Genomic DNA, 18824 nt, shown 5'->3' on the forward strand with positions numbered 1-18824 from the left:
CACGTATTTCAAAGCTGTAATTTAATGACTTGGCTGTTTTTTATTCTTGGTGCCATCTTTGCGGGATTCATACAAGGATTAACAGGGTTTGCATTCGCCCTTATCGCAATGTCATTTTGGGTTTGGATACTCCCCCCTCAAATAGCCGCACCCTTGGTGGTCTGCGCTTCAGTTTATAGCCATTTCATTATCATCAGAACGTAAAAGCATTCCGATCAATAAAAAAATCATTTATCCCTATTTAATTGCAGGAATTTTAGGTGTACCGCTCGGTACGTATTTATTAGACAGCATTAATCCAGATACATTTAAATTGGTTTTGGGCGCTTTTTTAATGTTTTGGTGCCCAATTTTATTTTTTAATCCTAAATTTTCATTCATCCAAAAATCAGGGAAATGGGCGGATTCTAGTATTGGATATATTGCTGGAATCTTGGGTGGTCTTGGAGGCTTTTGTGGTGCATTACCCTCTGCATGGCTCATGCTGAAAAATACACCCAAAGCAGAACAACGCTATATTTTGCGACATTTCAATTTAGCCATTCAGCTCGTTACACTCATCAGCTATCTGCTACAAGGGATCATCCATCGTGAACATCTGCCCTATTTAGCCGTGCTGTTGGTGATTATGGCTTTTCCCGTGATTTTTGGTGCCAAACTTTTTTATCGCATTTCAGAACGCCAATTTAAGCATATCGTGTTAGGGCTATTATTTTCTTCAGGCTGCTTCTTGGTGACGATGAGTATCTCAACCTGATGACTCAAAACCAAAAGATATTTATCTAGATGATTCTAGAAAATCGCCTTTTCAGTTAGACATTCACATCTTGTAACAATGACACAATTCACATTTAAATAAAAATTAGCCAAATGGTAAAAAAGTGATTAATTTTTTTGTCGAAAATTAATAGAATATTGCACCTCATAATTTTGCTTAAAATAAAACCATGAAAAAGTTCATCCTGCTTGCAGGTGTAACTCTGCTTAGCGGCTGTATGTTTGGCACGTCCAGCGAAATTAAAAAAGCTGAAAAACTAGTCTCCCATTTTCAATGCAATAATATTGAAAGTTCACATATGACTCATAGCTCGATTACAACTTTCCATGAAGAAAAACTAGCATCAAGCAAACAAAAAGTAGTGTCTTATATCGATAGCTATAAGCATGGCGAAAAGTTATTTCGTATTCCGCTCATCGATGTGGTTGACCAGCAATACATTATTTATAAGGCGGCATGTCAAAATCTGGGCGGTATTCATCCCGACTTTAATGATTAAAATCAACATAAAAATCTAAACAGAAGAATCTAAACATAAAAAAGGACAGCCGATGCTGTCCTTTTTTATTGGTTTGTTGGATTAGTGATAGCGTGTATCGACACTGAATTTTTCAGGAAATTTGGCATGAATTTGCGCGTAAAAATCCATGATTTCAGCCATATCTTTTTCATAATCGCCTGTAGGATAAACAATTTTACCCACACCCGTTTTTTTCTGCGCATAGTCCATATAGGCTAAAGCAATCGGCACACCTGCTTGCATGGCAACATGATAAAAACCGGTTTTCCACTTCTCTTGTTTGGCGCGTGTCCCTTCTGGCGTCACCAACATGACTAATTTCGGATGATGCTTAAATAAGTCAGCCATGAGCTCAACCATACTTTGACGTGCTTCACCATCTTGTTTTGGACGACGATTAATACCAATTCCGCCCATTGCACGTACAAAAGGCCCAAACGGGAATTTCATATAACTGTCTTTAATCGTGATACGAACATTTACCCCTAAAGCTTTCAGGGCAAGGCGTGCATAAAGTGCATCCCAATTACTGGTATGTGGCGCTGCAATCATGACACATTGGTCGATATTTAAATCCCAATGGTTATCAATTTGCCACCCCATTAAGTTCAGACTTTTTTCCGCTGTTTTTTCAAACACAATTTGCACCGACAGTTTTTTCTATGCTGCAGAGTTTAACAACGCAAAATAATTATAAAAGCCTATATTGTTTAGTTATTCACCAATTAATATATAAATGTCCTTTAGCGTTCACTTTTAGGTATGTCACCAATATTTCACTATTTACGAATTTTTAAAAATCAAGTTTCTGTTTTGATGTATTAACCAAACACACAATTGTTAACAGGAATAGGCTATTTTTCTTAAGCAATAAAAGTCAAGCTTAGCATTATATTGGGTACATACGGTGTATAAATCTCATGAAAAAACTAATCCTCGCTCTCTGTATGGTCAGTGCAACCCTAACGGCATGTTCAAAGACCAGCAATGAATCTGAAACTGCGACACCACCAGATAATAATGTCATTGCCAATACGGACGCTGCCTCAGAAAGTCCGATTGCTACAGGTGATAACACCGAAAATGCACTTGATTGGGCAGGTGAATATAAAGGAATTCTGCCTTGCCATGATTGCAAAGGGATTGAAACTGAGCTTGAACTTAAACTTGATAAGAGCTATGAACTCAGCCAAGAGTTTTTAGGTAAAGCTGCGAACACTGAAAATAAAGTGAAAGGCAGTTTTAAGTTTTTGCCAGATCAACCTGGGATGATTCAACTTGATGCCGAGGGCGACAATCGAATTTATTTTGTAGGTGAAAACTTTATTGAGCTTCGTGGTGATAAAGGTGAAAAATTGGAAATGCCTGAATTAAATTTACAGCTCACTAAAAAGCTTGATTAGCGTTTTATTTAACATTTGTAGTCATATATTAATCATAAAAAATCCCCGCAAAAGCGGGGATTTTTTGTTTAATCCAAATGTATCAACGGGTTAATTATTTTCCGCCAAATACATAAGAAAGACCTACACGACCACCAACTTCGCTACCACCTGCAACACCGATTGCAGCGCTAAGTGAAGTACGGCCATCAGCAAATACGCTTGCAACACCTAGAGCACCTGCAGATTCACCTTCGTAGTGACCAACACCACCAAATACTGCAAATTGACCTGCACCAATGTTAGGAATTTGTTGTTGAGCAGCTAAAGCAATTGCAACACCACGGTAAGCTGTTTTCTCTACGTCATCAATACGGCTGTTCAATTGGTCAACACGGCTGTTTAAACCAGCTGCAACAGTATTGAACTGAGTTAAACGCTCATCAACTTGTACGATTTTTTGGTCAACTTCAGCAACTTTAGCATCAATAGCTTCTGTTGCACCTGCTACAGCACCATCAACAGAAGATTTGATGTTGTCAACAATACTTACGCCATTGATACGGAAATCACCAGAGTCAACATAGTCAGCAGTGATTTTTGTTGTTGCAGTAGTTTGCTTACCTTCTGAATCAACAGTCGTTTTCTTAACTTCAACGCCATAAACGTTTTGGTCATCTACTTTATTAATCACACCAGTTGAAACTGATTGAGTAGTTTTGATAGTAGCCTCACCAACGTTTTCATTAGCGACTGCAGTAGCACCAGTAGCAGTAGTAGTTTGTACAATACCTGCTTGAAGTTTAGATTTATCTACAGATGTAACCGATTCGCTATAAGTTACATTTTTATTAGTAATTGTATTATGAACAACTGCTTGTTCAAATTTACCAGTTGTATATGTTGCTGTACCTGTACGAATTGGTAATAAATCAGCTACATCTGCTGCTGTTACATCAGCAACTCCTGCCAGTGTATAATTACCATCAGCATTTTGAGTTGCTGCATAGAATTTTGGAGCAACTTCATTACCAGCGTCATCATTATAAACTTCAAGAATTGTACGACCACCAATAGTATATTGACGAGTTTTTAATGTCGAACTATTTGCTGCACCTACTTGTTTTTCATTTGTAATAACACTGCCGTCATACTGAAGAGTGCCTAAGCTAAGATCAGCTAATGCAATACCATTACCTGTTAATGCTACAAAATTATTACCATCTTTTGCACTTACACCATATATATTTTTTGATACATCTAAAGGCTGACCAGTTACGGCATCATATGCACCAGTATTTCCAATAATACCTGAGTTTACATATTTAGAATTTGAAGTACCTGGAACGAATAGTGTACCTGTAAACTGAGTAGAAACACCTTCTGGATTAATATACGCACCTTGTAATTGTTGATTCAAACCACCAACATTACCTTGATAACCATATACTAAATGTTCATTATTAATTTCTTTTAACTCATAGCCAGTAGTTGTTGTACCAGCTGTAGAATCCGTTAATTGACCGCCATTAGATAGCGTGTCAAGTAAAACATCATTACCCTTGTATTCTACTAGTTGATCATTTCCAGCAGCATCTTTAACAAATTCAAAAAAACCTTCAGATGTTTTTGAACCCAACTTTGTTACGCTAACTACGTCTTTACCAGATGCCGTTTTATAGTTAAAAATTTCATAAGTTACTTGAGAACCACTTCCAGTAACTGAAGTAACAGCACCAGTTCCCAAGTCAGCCCAGTTAGTACCTTGGTTAAGAACTGGTGAGAACACATAACCTGTACTATTAAACAAACCTTCAGATTGCTGGGTTGGATTTGCATTTTTTGCATTTGCACCAACTGCTAAAAATGCCAAACTTGCTGCCAAAAGTGTTTTCTGAAATTTCATACAAATTCCTTCAATTTTTATAAAAAGACTGGTAGACCCTAGGATGATGTTTACCAGCGAAACTGATACGAATGCGTGCTTATCGTCTGGAGATACCGCAATTCATAGCCAACCGCCCCTGCGGTGCTGTGGCAATAATATACAAAATGAAACATTAATATCAATCAAAATTTGATTTATTTTTAAATAAAAAATATTTTAATTCTTTTTTTTATACAAAAAATACTATAATTTATTGTTTTTTTTGATATTTTTATATAATACAATTAATATTAAAGAATTATATTTCCTTTAACTTTTACTCTTTAATCAATCAATATTTGATTGCTCGTAAACACGTATCGTTTATCCTCCTTACAAAAAATTACTCTTATTTATCAATAATTAGACGAAAAATGATTGTTATTTATTTGGCTATTTCCTACAATCAACATTTAAAATTTACCGAACTCTTATCGACATTCTGTTACTTTTAAGAGTCCTTAATTATTGTAAGCAGAATCAATGAAATATGAGTAATCTACAAGAAAAGTTAGCTTTTAGTGAACGCTTGAAACAGGCACTAATAGATTCAAATCACCCTATTAGCCCAACTTATTTATCAAAAGAGTTTAATCATAGATATGATGGCACTCCTGTTTCAGTGCAATCGGCAAATAATTGGTTATTAGGTAAAGCGATTCCAAATCAAGATAAACTGGCTATTCTTTCTATTTGGCTCAATGTCACTAGCCAGTGGTTACGCTTTGGCGACAACACATTAGGATCGTCCAATCTTGAGTCAAATGATCAATCAGAACTTGATTATTTTTTAAAATTTCGGACATTGAATGTAAGTCAAAAACAAATCATTAAAGATCTAATTGACCAATTCATTCAGAGATAGAAGTATCTTTATTCAATAATTTTAAATATTTTTTATTTTCAAGTTCGTAAAAATTAATTCTCTCTTCATAGTCACGTATTGTCTTGTAAAGCATCTGTAACTCTTTTTTACTCACGAGAATTTTTTCACAATTGGGATCGAATACTTTTGAATGTTTATTCATGCATTTTATTCGCTTACCGTCTTGATTTATCATTGCTATTCTTATAAAGAACATGTTGATAAAATCATAAATTAAAATTTTAAATATTCCAATATATAAATCATACAAATCAATAACAATTTCTTATTCTCAATATAAAGAATAAAAATGATCACATGTTTTACATTAATTTGCGTTATGTTATTCAAATAATCACATAATTACAACACACATCACAAAAAAAACCCTGCAAAATGCAGGGTTTAATTTTATCTTGCAGCAATTAGCTTACATCATACCGCCCATGCCACCCATACCGCCCATATCAGGCATAGCAGGTTTATCTTCTGGAATTTCAGTGATCATACATTCAGTTGTAAGCATTAAGCCCGCAACAGATGCAGCATGCTCAAGCGCAGAACGTGTTACTTTCGCTGGGTCAAGAATACCCATTTCTAACATATCGCCATACTCTGAAGTCGCAGCGTTATAACCGAAGTTACCTTCACCGTTTTTCACAGCATTGATTACAACTGAAGGCTCATCACCAGAGTTTGCAACGATTTGACGAAGCGGCGCTTCAATCGCACGACGTAAAATATTGATACCAACATTTTGATCATCGTTAGCACCAGACACACCTTCAAGTGCTTTTGCAGCACGTACAAGTGCAACACCACCACCTGCTACAACACCTTCTTCAACTGCAGCACGAGTTGCATGAAGTGCATCATCAACGCGATCTTTCTTCTCTTTCATTTCAACTTCAGTTGCAGCGCCGATTTTGATTACAGCAACACCGCCTGCCAATTTAGCAACGCGTTCTTGAAGTTTTTCTTTATCGTATTCTGAAGTTGATTCTTCAATTTGAGCACGAATTTGAGTTACACGTTCAGCAATTTGCTCTGCAACACCTGCACCATCAACAATTACCGTGTTTTCTTTAGAAACAGTAACTTTATGCGCTGTACCTAAGTGCTCAAGTGTAGTTTGGTCTAAAGACATACCAACCTCTTCAGAAACTACAGTCGCGCCAGTTAAAATCGCGATGTCTTGAAGCATCGCTTTACGACGATCACCAAAACCAGGTGCTTTAACAGCACAAACTTTGATAATGCCACGCATGTTGTTTACAACAAGAGTTGCAAGTGCTTCACCTTCAACATCTTCAGCAATGATAAGAAGCGGTTTACCTGTTTTAGCAACAGCTTCAAGTACAGCAATTAATTCGCGGATGTTGCTGATTTTTTTATCAACAAGAAGAATGTATGGGTTTTCAAGTTCAGCTGTTAGTGTATCTTGTTTGTTTGCAAAGTACGGGCTGATGTAACCACGGTCAAACTGCATACCCTCTACAACATCTAGAGAATCTTCAAAGCCTGAACCCTCTTCAACTGTAATTACACCCTCTTTACCGACTTTTTCCATTGCTTGAGCAATAAGTTTACCAACAGTGGTGTCAGAGTTCGCAGAGATCGAACCTACTTGTTCAATGGCTTTAGAGTCAGAAGCAGGTTTAGCAGTCGCTTTAATTTCAGCAACAACAGCTTTAACCGCGATGTCGATACCGCGTTTAAGATCCATTGGGTTCATACCAGCAGTAACTGATTTGATCCCTTCATTTAGGATTGCTTGAGCAAGTACAGTTGCAGTTGTTGTACCGTCACCCGCGATGTCATTGGTTTTTGAAGACACTTCACGAACCAGCTGAGCGCCCATGTTTTCAAATTTGTCTTTTAATGTGATTTCTTTAGCAACAGAAACACCATCTTTAGTGATGTGCGGCGCACCGAAAGAACGGTCGATGACAACGTTACGGCCTTTAGGACCTAAAGTCACTTTTACAGCATCTGCAAGTACATTTACACCCGCGATCATTTTTGAACGCGCTGAATCACCAAATTTTACGTCTTTAGCTGACATGTCTAACTCCGAATCTTTTTAAAATTTTTAACAATTTATGATGAATAAAAGGGTCTAAATGCGTGTACGAAACTTAAGCTTCAAGTACCGCTAAGATGTCAGACTCTTTCATAATAAGAAGCTCTTCGCCTGCTACTTTTACTTTTGTACCGGCATAAGTGCCAAACAATACGTTGTCACCAACTTTAACGTCTAATGCACGTACGCCATTGTCAGTTACTTTGCCATTACCTACAGCGATTACTTCGCCTTGAGCAGGTTGTTCAGCTGCTGAAGTACTTAAAATAAGACCACCAGCAGTTTTAGTTTCCTTTTCAACACGGCGAATCACAACGTTGTCATGCAAAGGACGAATATTGCTCATAGTTAACTCCAGACTAAGTCTATTTACTAGATAAAAGACGATGACATTTTGATTTCCGTAAGCCATCGACAAAAAATAATTTAGATGACACTTTTGTGGGGATGGAAAAAAACCCTTCAAGGGCAAAATTTAATTTTTTTCATTTTTTTGTATTTTTTTTCTTCAAAATTTAAATTTAAAGGATTAAAGCTCATCCAAAATATAAGTACTAAGATTTTCTTCGAATATTTTTAACTTTGAATGATAAAAATAATGCTGCACATTCATCTGCTCATCAATGACATTAAAACTGTTGGCAAGGTTATCGTGTAGGCGATATGACGTTGCAGTTCCAGCATGAATATCCCAAACTGGATGCGCAGCACCTAAAGCATAAATCTGATTGAGGTCATAGCTGGCTGGAACATGTAAATGTCCATGCAATAAACCATTTAAACCGTGTTGACTCCACTGTTCGAGTGCCAAACGCCCTTGAACAGGACAATCTTTCACACCATGCGGGTCATTGGGCGGCGTATAAAAAGGTTGATGCGCTATGATTAATTTCACTTTATTGGGCGGCGCATGTCTAAGTAATTCCTCGACATGATATATTTGCTCGAGCGATACATGCCCTCGCGTATGGTAACGACGGCGAATACTATTGATCCCAATTAAATAAAAATGCTCGGTTTCCAGTACATTTTCCATGGCACCAAAAAAAAGTTGATAACGTGCAAAAGGGCTAAAAACACGGTTCCATAAATGATATAGCGGAATATCATGATTCCCCGGCACAACGATATAAGGCAGCTTTAAGCTTTCTAAAAATTGCTTACATGCATAAAACTGACGATAACGCGCACGCTGGGTCAAGTCTCCACTGGCAACCACGGCCTCGATACGCTGTTCACGACAAAATTGCTGAATAGCGCGCATACACTCTGGCTTTTCAGTGCCGAAATGCAGATCAGACAGATGCAGTATCATGTGGCACCCGTATCTTTAAGGCTTGTTTTTGCACTCGAATTTTAAGCGGCGGTTTCATTTCTACAATCTCACCATCCACAGCAACGGTCATTTTTTTTCGTTGGGTATGTATGGTGACTTCATCAGCGGCAAAACTATACACATCTGGTGCATTGTCGATATTGCCACGGATCAATTGCCATAAAATTTTAAATAACGTTTTCTTATCACTTTTTGCGACAACCACACCTGCAACTTTACCTGCCTCTGCATCTTTAGCGATTTGCAAGTTTAAATCGGCCAATTGCAATTGATTATTGCCAAAAAAAATCAAGGGCGTTTTGACTGGATAAATATGATGATCCACTTCGATTTCCAATTTCAGCTCTTTACGATCTCGAATCAGCACATCCAAACCTGAGGTATAAGCATGCAATGGGAAACGCCCAAACTTCTGATTATAAAATTCTCTTTTTTGTATAAATAAAGGATACAAGCCCAAACTGGCATTGTTTAAATAGATATGTTCATTGATTTGCGCCACATGTACCTGTCGATTATTGCCTGTCGCAATGACCTGTGCTGCTTGAATTAAATCGAGAGGAATATTGAGTACGCGCGCCACATAATTAAATGTGCCTAAAGGTAAGATCCCCATTGGAATATCGGTATGCATCAACCGATGAGCAACTGCATTTAAGGTTCCATCACCACCTGCAGCAACGACAACGCCCAAATTATCTGGGTCTTGGTGGCGTGCAAACACCTTGCTCATTAAAGTATCAAAACTGGCTTCCTGCCCAAGCTCAAAAGACTGTATTTCGAAATCATGATCGGATAATATCCGCACAAGTTCCTCGTAGACTTCATCTTTGTTTGCAGCATGAAATCCTGATTTTTTATTATAAATAATAGATAAAGGCTTGGCTTGTTTAATCACTTTTTATACATCTTGGCCGCTTAGTTTTGTATTTTGTCGAATTTAACAGCAAATAATAGCGCCTTTATGTAAAAATCGAATTACCACCATTTATTTAATCAATAATAATTCTCAAATATCAAATACATGCAACTTTTTGTTTTTATTAAAAATAAATATATAAAATATTGTCCATCACGTTAATAAATAAAGTTAAAATTCGCGATAAAATCTATTAAGTTATTGTATTTTATTTACATTTAACTTAAATAGCATTAACTACCAAAAAAAATCTACCACTTCTTTAGTCTTATTTTTTTTATGATTTTATGCTTTAATACAGCCACTTTTTTTCATCTTTTATCTGCATGATGTAACCCATGATGCAGATTATACTTTGTACGGTTAGTACATTTTTGAGATAGGCCTCACCATGACCCAAGTGAACGCACCAGAATTCGTTCGTCACCCTAAGCTAATTGCTTGGGTGGAAGAAATTGCCAAATTAACCAAACCAGCAAAAATCGAATGGTGTGACGGTAGCGCAGAAGAATATCAACGTTATATCGACTTGATGATCGCTAACGGCACTATGCAAGAACTTAACCAAGAAAAACATCCTGGTTCTTACCTTGCTAATTCTGATCCTTCTGACGTTGCTCGTGTTGAAGGTCGTACTTACATCTGTTCTGAAAAACAAGAAGATGCAGGCGCAACAAACAACTGGGAAGCTCCAGCTGAAATGCGTGCTCGTCTGAATGGTTTATTTGACGGTTCAATGAAAGGCCGTACTTTGTACGTTGTTCCTTTCTCTATGGGTCCTTTAGGTTCTCATATTGCTCACATCGGTATCGAACTTACTGATTCTCCTTACGTTGCTGTAAGCATGTCTAAAATGGCTCGTATGGGTAAAGCTGTTTATGACGTACTTGGTACTGACGGTGACTTCATTCCTTGCGTACACACTGTTGGTGCTCCGCTTGAAGAAGGTCAAAAAGACGTTGCTTGGCCTTGCAACCCTGAAAAATACATCGTTCATTACCCAGAAACTCGTGAAATCTGGTCTTACGGTTCTGGTTACGGCGGTAACGCATTGTTGGGTAAAAAATGCCTAGCTTTACGTATTGCATCTTCTATGGGTCGTCAACAAGGTTGGTTAGCTGAACACATGCTCATCCTTGGCGTGACAAACCCACAAGGCGAAAAACACTACATCGCAGCTGCATTCCCTTCTGCGTGTGGTAAAACAAACTTCGCGATGTTGATTCCACCAGCGGGTTACGAAGGTTGGAAAATTGAAACTGTAGGTGATGATATTGCTTGGATCAAACCAGGTGAAGATGGTCGTTTATATGCAATCAACCCTGAAGCTGGTTTCTTCGGTGTAGCACCTGGTACAAATACCAAGACTAACCCGAACTGTATGGCGACTCTTCATAAAGACGTAATCTATACTAACGTTGCTGTAACTGACAACGGTGAAGTATGGTGGGAAGGTCTTTCTAAAGAAGTACCTGCTAATCTAACTAACTGGAAAGGTCAACCACACACCGGCGAAGAAAAAGCAGCTCATCCAAATGCTCGTTTCACTGTTTCAGCTGGTCAGTGTCCTTCTATTGATGCTGACTGGGAAAATCCAGCAGGTGTTCCAATTTCTGCGTTCATCTTCGGTGGTCGTCGTGCAGACACAGTGCCTCTAATTTCAGAAGCATTTGACTGGGTTGACGGTGTTTACAAAGCTGCAACTATGGGCTCTGAAACAACTGCTGCTGCTGTTGGTAAACAAGGTATCGTTCGTCGTGACCCATTCGCAATGCTTCCATTTGCGGGTTACAACATGGCTGACTACTTCTCTCACTGGTTAGAACTTGGTGAAGAAGTTGCTGCTAAAGCTAAAGCTGCTGGCAATAAACTTCCTGGTATCTACAACGTGAACTGGTTCCGTCGTGATGCTGAAGGTAACTTTGTATGGCCTGGTTTCGGTCAAAACATGCGTGTTCTTGAGTGGATCATTGACCGTTGTGAAGGTCGTGCAGACGCTGTTGAAACACCTATCGGCCTTGTTCCAACATACGAACAATTGAACTGGACTGGTTCAGACTTCACTAAAGAGCAATTCGAGCTTGTAACTTCTCAAGATAAAGATCAATGGATCAAAGAACTTGAAAGCCACACTGAATTGTTCAACAAACTTGGTGATCGCTTACCAAAAGCACTTAAAGTACGTCAAGACGAACTTTTAGAAGCTGTAAAAAAATCTGCTTAATTGGCCTTTAATTTCCCTCCTTTAAAAGAGGGATTAAGAAAGATTTAAAAGACCGCCTTGCGCGGTCTTTTTTATATCAACTAAGCCACATCTTGAGCTTTTTGCTTTATACGTATTGCCATTAAGTACTCGTCCAAAACATCAACTTCAGATGCACTGAATTGCAAATATAACTTTGTGCGTCTTTGCAAAATATCTTCAGAGCTTCTCGCCCACTCATGCTCAACCAAATAATCTACTTCTTGAGCATACAAGCCATGCCCGAAGTTTTGCCCAAGCTCATCAATCGAAGTTAAATGATTCAGCAAAATCCAGACACGTGTTCCATAAGCATGCGCCCAACGACTGGCTAGACTGATCGAAACCCCTCGCACTTTTTGTTGGATTTCAGCTATCAACTGCTCGATTGATTCTAAATTTTCCGCACCAGGCAATGCTGTATCAGCAGTCCAAGGTTTGGATCGATGATGAAAAACAGTTTTAAGCTGATCTAATGCCGCTTCTGCTAGTTTTCGGTAAGTGGTAAGTTTGCCACCAAAGATTGAAAGTAATGCAGCCCCTTCTACATCGGTCAGTGCCAAAGTATAATCTCGCGTGACTGCGGCTGGATTATCTGACTCATCATCACACAGCGGACGCACACCTGAATAAGTTGAAATGATGTCCGTTTGCGTCAATTGAGTTTTAAAGTGATCATTTGACACATCAAGCAAGTAATCGATTTCTTCTTGGCTTATCTTTACTCGATTTGGGTCTGCATGATATTCACGATCTGTCGTACCGATCAGAGTAAATTGTTCTAAATATGGGATCGCAAAAACAATGCGATGATCATCATTTTGCATAATAAAAGCTTTATCACCGTCAAAGAGCTTTGGCACAATAATATGGCTACCTTGTATCAGCCGTATACTATAAGGTGACTCTTGCTTTAACCCCTGTTTTATAAAGTCAGCAACCCAAGGACCTGCCGCATTCACCAATACTTTAGCCTGCACATTTTGCAAACCCTTAGCATTTTTTAAACACACTCGCCAAATGCCACCTTTACTATATGCATTTAAACATTCTGTTCGAGTCAGAATCTGTGCACCATGTTCCCGTGCTTGTATCGCATTAAGTACAACCAAGCGTGCGTCATCCACTGCACAATCGGAATATTCGAACCCTCGGGTAAATTTGGATGCTAAAGGACTAGCTTCCACATCAAATTCAATACCATTTGAGCCTGAAAGCTGTTCTCGCTTACCCAAATAATCATAAAAGAATAATCCAGTCCGAATCAGCCAAGCCGGACGTAAGTGCGGTTCATGTGGCATGATAAAACGCATCGGTCGAATAATATGAGGGGCTTTTTTAAGCAGAACTTCGCGTTCTGCCAGTGCTTCACGTACCAAACGAAATTCTTTATGTTCCAAATAGCGCAGACCACCATGAATTAATTTGCTACTTGCAGATGAAGTGTGGCTCGCGAGATCGTCTTTTTCACAGAGCAAAACACTTAAACCCCGCCCCGCTGCATCACAGGCAATACCAACACCATTTATTCCACCACCAATGACCACCATGTCATATATTGATTGTTGTTGTGTATTCATCGCTCCCTCCCGCTATGTCTTTTTATTCAACAATGCTTCGTTTTCTTTGCTTTATTATTTTTCTCATTGATCATGCTTTTTTGATCAAGTACCTATTTTGATCAAGATATCTGTACGCTGAGTTTTTGTATTCCTCATTAAATGAGAAGTTATATTTTAAATGTACGTTTAAAAGCCTGCTGGCTCAAGTATGAAATCAATCATTTTAAGGCCCAAACCATTATTCAAAGCAAAATTCATGACAAGTTGTTGATTTGTATTTTTTTTCAACCTAATCTTTTTTAAAATTTTATTTCAAGCTTTTATATATTGCATGTTCAGCTGCAGAAGCCTTCAGTTTTGATGTACCCCGTTTATGCACTTACAGATACCATCTTTGGTGGTACTGCAGAATTTTTTGCCCTAAGTTTCAAAGAAGCTGGCTATGAGACATGGTTCTTCATCTATGTAACCATCATGATTTTTATTTCATTATTGGTCTACGTCTTTATGAAAGACACCAAACACCATTCCAAAATTCAGGAGCATTGATCAGGTTCATTTGATGATGACTTATTGATCAAGCTGATCAAAAACAGCATGTTTTTCCAATCAAAGCCTCAATCGATGAGGCTTTGTTGTTTTCATTTAGTCGTGAAAAATCTATCTGATCAAAAAAATCGCATTTTATAGACTAAAGTCGCATGATTTTCTGCGACAACAGGAGTATAAATTAAATAAATATAGTTCCATCTCCCATTTCGACAAAATATATTGATTTAAACTTTTCCCAAAGAGTTTAAATGGATATGTTTTGCATTCATTCCTTGGAGAATGATGTGTCAAACTCATCTGAGCCAGTTGTTCCTGAACAATTGGATAGAAAAACTCGTGTCAAATCTATCCTCGGCGGATCTGCCGGCAACCTCGTTGAATGGTACGACTGGTATGTCTACGCTGCCTTTACCCTTTACTTTGCACCGCAATTTTTCCCTGACGGTGACAATACTGTAAAACTCTTACAAGCAGCTGCAGTCTTTGCACTCGGTTTCTTAATGCGTCCAATCGGCGCATGGGTCATGGGTATTTATGCGGACCGTAAAGGTCGTAAAGCAGGTTTAACGCTGTCTGTATCGTTGATGTGTGTCGGCTCACTGATGATCGCATGTGCACCAACCTATGATTCTGTAGGCATGCTCGCACCCGCTATTCTACTTTTAGCGCGTTTACTCCAAGGCTTAAGTGTTGGTGGTGAATATGGTTCTAGTGCCACCTATTTGACTGAAATGGCAGGTAAAAACCATCGTGGCTTCTTCTCAAGTTTCCAATATGTCACACTGATTTCAGGTCAGCTATTGGCACTTTGCGTTTTAATTATCTTACAACGCAATTTCTCAGAACAAGCTTTAACTGAATGGGGCTGGCGTGTTCCGTTCTTCATCGGTGCATTACTCGCTATTGTGGTGTTCTGGATTCGTCGCGGTTTAGTTGAAACTCAATCCTCTAAAGAAGCTCAAGAACAAGCTAAAAATGGTGGTCCAAAATCAGGTGCTTTAGCGTTATTTACCAAATACCCTAAACAAGCCTTCACTGTGATCATGTTGACTGCCGGTGGTACTTTAGCGTTCAACACTTTTACCACATATTTACAAAAATATTTGGTCAACACGTCTGGCTTTGAAAAAACCACAGCAACTGAAATTACCACTGCTGCAATTTTCATCTTCATGCTTTTACAACCTGCTGTCGGTGCGCTTTCAGACAAAATTGGTCGTAAGCCAATTATGATCGCCTTTGGTGTGCTTGGTGTGCTGTTTACCATTCCTATTTTCAATGGTATCGGTTCAACTACCAGCCCAACCACAGCATTTATGCTTTGCATGAGCGGTATGGTGATTGTCACTGGTTATACTGCGATTAATGCCGTAGTAAAAGCAGAGTTGTTCCCTGCACACATCCGTGCCCTAGGTGTTGCATTGCCTTATGCCATTGCAAATACACTCTTTGGTGGTACAGCAGAACTTGTGGCTTTGAGCTTCAAAAATGCAGGCCATGAAAACTACTTCTTCTACTACATTACGTTCATGATTGGTTTATCTTTGATCACGTATGTCTTCATGAAAGATACGAAAAAACATAGCATGATCACTGACGATTAAGTCGCTCAGCCCTGCTATTCCACTTAAGCTCATCAAAGCCTATTTTGATGAGCTTTTTTTATCTCCATTTCCATCTACTCATCGTTTCGGCTGCATCAAAGATTTAATCAAACTTCTTTGGCTTTCTTTGTTTTCGCCATCGAGTCGACAGACGGACTATGGCATACTGAGCATACAAATAAAGACGGCGAATGAATGATGAAAAATATTTACAAAGTTTTAAGTTTGAGTATTGTTGCAATGTCGATGGCTGCTTGCCAAAGCACTCCACGTGCTTTTAATGGTCAAACGGGCTTTCAAATAGAGTCCAAATCTGCAGATAGCGCAACACTTGCATATACTTTAGCGGGTCGCCAAAACCAACAACTGGATGCCAATAAATTACAACGTGCTTGCCAAAAAGTATTAAATACGCAAAAGACCTATAAATTACAAATCTTAAGCGTGAACGAAATTGCAAATCCTGCTTTGGAAAATACCCAGTACGGCCGTCAAATTGGTAATACACGTGCGAACTTCGGTCTATCAAATACTCCTGATCTACGTAACTCTGAAAACTTAGGCGCGCGTGATGCACTCGATGCTCGCCCTGCAACCTTACGTGTGGTTCGCTATACCTGTTCTTAATCAAATTTGCTGTTCAAAAGATAAAAATAAGACGCTTAAAGCGTCTTATTTTTTATGGGTTTAATATTTATAGGGTTTTATAAAAACTCACATTACGAAACTCAGGTGATTCATCCAAATCAGGCCATGTTGTCGCGCTTCGTTCATCGAGTTTTTCATATTTAGGATGACTAAAGTTTTTCACACGACTGTCTGCCACCCACACTTCAGGAGCAAACTTTAAAAACTCATCCAAAAAGAAACGATTGCATTGGTCATACAGCACATCGGCAGCCAATAAAATATCGACTTGCTCCGCTTTATACAGATCATCTAAATATTCGAGTTCAACATTGTTTAGCTCTGCATTGGCACGGCATGCATCTAGGCTCACTTGGTCGATGTCACAGCAGATCACGCGTTTCGCCCCTGCCATTTTTGCTGCAATCGCCACCACACCTGAACCTGCACCAAAGTCCAATACCACTTTATCTTTGACATGATGCGGCTCAGCCAATAACCACTGCGCCATAGCAAGTCCTGAAGCCCAACAAAAGATCCAATACGGCGTGTCATTCCATATACGGCGAATGACTTCATCATCCAATTTATCGGTTGGAAATACCGGTGGAATCAACCATAGAGAAATCGGGGTTTCAGGCAACTGTTGTGCATGTAATTCACAATGCGGAATGACTTCATGAAGTGCTTTAAGTAAATGTTCAGGGGCTTTAGGAAATTGGAAAGTACAGCTCATATTAAGCCTTGGGGATGATTTTATTTGAATTTATAAACGTATCAGATACGCGACATCGTCATCTGCTGCTGTGCGAGACAGACCTCAATCGAATGAACACTTTTTCTGCGACACCATTAATCAAAAAACTGATTATGTCGAGTTCAGCAGATGACAAATGGTTTTGGTTACTTTTGCCGAAACAAAAGTAACATACGGTCTTCTTACATTTAAAAGTCATAACGGTAAGACTCCGTTGTGACATAAATATCTTTTAATTAAAAGATTAACCCAACGCTTTTTCAGCAGCTTCAACAGTTTGACGAATCAACGTTGTAATGGTCATTGGACCTACACCACCCGGAACAGGTGTATAAGCAGAAGCAACGTCTTCAATACCCACCAATTGGATATCACCTACACCGCCGCCATCACGTGGATGGAAGCCAGCGTCAACAACCACTGCACCCGGTTTGATCCAATCTTTTTGAATTAATTCAGCTTTACCTACCGCACCCACAATAATGTCAGCTTGCTTAACAAAGTCAGCTAAGTTTTGAGTACGTGAGTGGCAAGTGGTCACTGTTGCATTCGCTTCAAGTAGCATCGCAGACATTGGTTTACCCAAAATTGCAGAACGACCCACAACAACCGCGTGTTTCCCTGCGATTTCAATGTTGTTTTCTTTTAGAATGGTCATGATACCTGCAGGAGTCGCAGAACCATACGCAGCTTCACCCATCGCCATACGACCAAAACCTAAGCAAGTCACGCCATCTACGTCTTTTTCAAGAGAGATCGCATCGAAACATGCACGCTCATCAATTTGAGCAGGTACTGGGTGTTGTAACAAAATACCGTGAACATCTGGATTTGCATTCAATTTTTCAATTTCAGCAAGCAATTGCTCAGTTGTGGTTTCTTTAGGAAGCTCAACTTTTAATGAATCCATACCAACTCGGCGGCAAGCATTCCCTTTCATTCGTACATAAGTTGCAGATGCACCATCGTCACCTACCAAAATAGTCGCAAGAATTGGGGTACGACCAGTTTTCTCTTTTAGCGCTTCTACGCGAGTCAACAAGTCAGCTTCAATTTTCTTCGCCAATGCACGACCATCTAAAACTAATGCCACGGCACTTCTCCAAGTGATGATATGAATCAATTTTGCACATAATACATGATTATTTTAAATTTTTTACCTTGTATGCTGCTTTTATGCTCATACAGATGAATCTGCTATTGTTTTTTTTTCAGAGCTTGCTAATATACGCATCAACAAGACATGGCGGGGTGGCAGAGTGGTCATGCAGCGGACTGCAACTCCGTGTACGCCGGTTCGATTCCGACCTCCGCCTCCAATCTTGTTAAGCCCGAGTGGTGAAATCGGTAGACACAGGGGATTTAAAATCCCCCGCCCACAAAGCGTGCCAGTTCGAGTCTGGCCTCGGGCACCATTCTTCTACTACTGAAGATGGTGTAATAAAGAACCCAGCGATAAGCTGGTTTTTTTATGCCTAAAATTTAGCAACAGATGTTACGCACGTAAAAGTAATTTCACATTATTTACCGATATTTAAATCTACTCGACAGAGTCTTACATCTAGGGATTGAATAAAGGGATTAGCCTTCGGCTGGAGGTACTTTCGTTTCGGCAAAAGTACCCAAAACCATTGTCATCCGCAAAACTCGTTCACTAGCGTCTACTTATT

General features: G+C 39.1%; 15 protein-coding genes, 2 tRNA genes and 2 pseudogenes. 10 read left to right on the top strand and 9 right to left on the bottom strand.

The window, feature by feature from the left end; genetic code table 11:
- The first annotated feature begins 24 nt into the window (after positions 1-24).
- Together FTU79_RS05205 and FTU79_RS05210 are read left to right on the top strand one after the other, a co-directional pair.
- A pseudogene (locus tag FTU79_RS05205) lies at positions 25-757 on the top strand (sulfite exporter TauE/SafE family protein).
- A 190-nt stretch (positions 758-947) separates the two neighbouring features.
- Entirely contained in the window at positions 948-1277 is a 330-nt protein-coding gene (locus tag FTU79_RS05210; RefSeq protein ID WP_180049094.1) for a hypothetical protein, read from the top strand.
- Positions 1278-1358: 81 nt separating this feature from the next.
- Here the strand turns inward: FTU79_RS05210 and FTU79_RS05215 are convergent, their stop codons facing one another.
- Positions 1359-1937 (bottom strand): 1-acyl-sn-glycerol-3-phosphate acyltransferase, encoded by a 579-nt coding sequence (locus FTU79_RS05215; RefSeq protein ID WP_171262613.1) that lies wholly within the window; start codon positions 1935-1937, stop codon positions 1359-1361.
- A gap of 281 nt (positions 1938-2218) precedes the next feature.
- Between FTU79_RS05215 and FTU79_RS05220 the strand changes: the two genes are divergently transcribed.
- Positions 2219-2701 carry a copper resistance protein NlpE gene (locus FTU79_RS05220; protein ID WP_180049096.1) on the top strand — a complete coding sequence of 161 codons (483 nt, stop codon included), beginning with the start codon at positions 2219-2221 and terminating at the stop codon, positions 2699-2701.
- A 94-nt stretch (positions 2702-2795) separates the two neighbouring features.
- Here the strand turns inward: FTU79_RS05220 and FTU79_RS05225 are convergent, their stop codons facing one another.
- Positions 2796-4586, bottom strand: coding sequence for a YadA C-terminal domain-containing protein (locus FTU79_RS05225; RefSeq protein WP_180049098.1), 1791 nt, complete (start codon positions 4584-4586; stop codon positions 2796-2798).
- Between the two features lie 511 nt (positions 4587-5097).
- On the opposite strand from FTU79_RS05225, the gene FTU79_RS05230 reads away from it, so the two are divergent.
- Entirely contained in the window at positions 5098-5472 is a 375-nt protein-coding gene (locus tag FTU79_RS05230; RefSeq protein WP_180049100.1) for a hypothetical protein, read from the top strand.
- 430 nt (positions 5473-5902) lie between these two features.
- On the opposite strand, the gene groL is transcribed toward FTU79_RS05230, so the two are convergent.
- The 4 genes from groL to FTU79_RS05250 form a co-directional block, all read right to left on the bottom strand.
- On the bottom strand, positions 5903-7537 hold the full coding sequence (gene groL, locus FTU79_RS05235) for a chaperonin GroEL (protein ID WP_078192965.1): 1635 nt from the start codon (positions 7535-7537) through the stop codon (positions 5903-5905).
- 73 nt (positions 7538-7610) lie between these two features.
- Positions 7611-7901, bottom strand: a complete 291-nt coding sequence (gene groES / locus FTU79_RS05240; RefSeq protein WP_078192966.1) for a co-chaperone GroES — start codon at positions 7899-7901, stop codon at positions 7611-7613.
- Between the two features lie 183 nt (positions 7902-8084).
- Entirely contained in the window at positions 8085-8870 is a 786-nt protein-coding gene (locus FTU79_RS05245) for a metallophosphoesterase (RefSeq protein ID WP_180049102.1), read from the bottom strand.
- Positions 8851-9789, bottom strand: coding sequence for a diacylglycerol kinase family protein (locus FTU79_RS05250; protein ID WP_180049104.1), 939 nt, complete (start codon positions 9787-9789; stop codon positions 8851-8853). Before FTU79_RS05250 ends, FTU79_RS05245 begins: the two co-directional genes overlap by 20 nt.
- Positions 9790-10201: 412 nt before the next feature.
- On the opposite strand from FTU79_RS05250, the gene FTU79_RS05255 reads away from it, so the two are divergent.
- Positions 10202-12034: a phosphoenolpyruvate carboxykinase (GTP) gene (locus FTU79_RS05255; protein WP_180049106.1), complete on the top strand. Its 1833-nt coding sequence runs from the start codon at positions 10202-10204 to the stop codon at positions 12032-12034.
- A gap of 80 nt (positions 12035-12114) precedes the next feature.
- Here FTU79_RS05255 and glpD read toward each other — a convergent pair whose 3' ends face one another.
- Positions 12115-13632: a glycerol-3-phosphate dehydrogenase gene (glpD, locus tag FTU79_RS05260; RefSeq protein ID WP_180049108.1), complete on the bottom strand. Its 1518-nt coding sequence runs from the start codon at positions 13630-13632 to the stop codon at positions 12115-12117.
- 354 nt (positions 13633-13986) lie between these two features.
- Between glpD and FTU79_RS05265 the strand changes: the two are divergent.
- From FTU79_RS05265 to FTU79_RS05275, 3 genes and pseudogenes are all read left to right on the top strand, one after another.
- A pseudogene (locus FTU79_RS05265) lies at positions 13987-14163 on the top strand (alpha-ketoglutarate permease); the annotation flags it as partial.
- 287 nt (positions 14164-14450) lie between these two features.
- Positions 14451-15770: an MFS transporter gene (locus FTU79_RS05270; RefSeq protein ID WP_078190125.1), complete on the top strand. Its 1320-nt coding sequence runs from the start codon at positions 14451-14453 to the stop codon at positions 15768-15770.
- A gap of 198 nt (positions 15771-15968) precedes the next feature.
- On the top strand, positions 15969-16397 hold the full coding sequence (locus FTU79_RS05275) for a hypothetical protein (RefSeq protein WP_180049149.1): 429 nt from the start codon (positions 15969-15971) through the stop codon (positions 16395-16397).
- 67 nt (positions 16398-16464) lie between these two features.
- On the opposite strand, the gene FTU79_RS05280 is transcribed toward FTU79_RS05275, so the two are convergent.
- Positions 16465-17133 (bottom strand): methyltransferase, encoded by a 669-nt coding sequence (locus FTU79_RS05280; protein WP_078189884.1) that lies wholly within the window; start codon positions 17131-17133, stop codon positions 16465-16467.
- 265 nt (positions 17134-17398) lie between these two features.
- Positions 17399-18247, bottom strand: a complete 849-nt coding sequence (gene folD / locus FTU79_RS05285) for a bifunctional methylenetetrahydrofolate dehydrogenase/methenyltetrahydrofolate cyclohydrolase FolD (RefSeq protein WP_180020681.1) — start codon at positions 18245-18247, stop codon at positions 17399-17401.
- A 152-nt stretch (positions 18248-18399) separates the two neighbouring features.
- Here folD and FTU79_RS05290 point away from each other — a divergent pair.
- Together FTU79_RS05290 and FTU79_RS05295 are read left to right on the top strand one after the other, a co-directional pair.
- Positions 18400-18473: transfer RNA gene (locus tag FTU79_RS05290), tRNA-Cys, on the top strand.
- Positions 18474-18483: 10 nt separating this feature from the next.
- Positions 18484-18569 (top strand) — tRNA-Leu (locus FTU79_RS05295).
- Positions 18570-18824: the final 255 nt, after the last annotated feature.

It is taken from the genome of Acinetobacter sp. YH12144 (assembly GCF_013418345.1).
Lineage (GTDB): Bacteria > Pseudomonadota > Gammaproteobacteria > Pseudomonadales > Moraxellaceae > Acinetobacter > Acinetobacter amyesii.